1 protein-coding gene is annotated in these 638 nt (G+C 48.9%); it reads left to right on the forward strand.

What is annotated here, in order from left to right:
* Window positions 1–323, forward strand: a 323-nt coding sequence (locus EYQ95_RS26680; RefSeq protein WP_207916733.1) for a hypothetical protein, incomplete at its 5' end; no start/stop codon positions are given.
* Window positions 324–638: the final 315 nt, after the last annotated feature.

Here is a 638-nt window from a genome sequence, read left to right on the forward strand (position 1 = left end):
ACAGGCAAAGTTGTTTCAAGCATCAGGTCTCGACAAAACCAAACAAAAACTACAAGATCTTTCAAAGTAGCCAAAAGAAGGGTACACATGAAGTTTCGGGCCATTTCGACACCATTTGGCCTAACTTCAATCCTCCAACAGCTGAGCGGGAGCTCCCGGCGGCGACAGTGTCAAATACATCAAATCTTCGATCAGAGCCTATGGATGGTCTCAAAATACCTCCAAAAGGCTCCATGTCGAATTTCAAGTCAAACCGACACCGTTTGACCCTCCATCAACTCTCGAACGGCGAAATCAAGCCTTCCGGCGGCGAGAACCTCTGATGCCGCCACTCATCAAACAAAACACATGAGTAGCTTCTGCATGCTTCCAAAGGGCTGCACGTCAAATTTCAGGTCATTCCGACAACGTTTGACCCGGTTTTGATGCTCCGAAGCAAAATCAAGCCTACGGCGGCGAAGCTCTCCGGGACCATGGCACCCAAATCAGAGCTAATGGATCATCTCAAAATGACTCCAATAGGCTCCCCGTCAAATTTCAGGTCAATCGGACATCGGATGACCGTACATCAAAGCTCGACATCTTCCGCACGGTGAAATCAAGTCAAGCATCGACGGGACCCCAAACGACTTCAGAAC

The sequence above is a fragment of the Lysobacter sp. N42 genome (genome assembly GCF_004344885.1).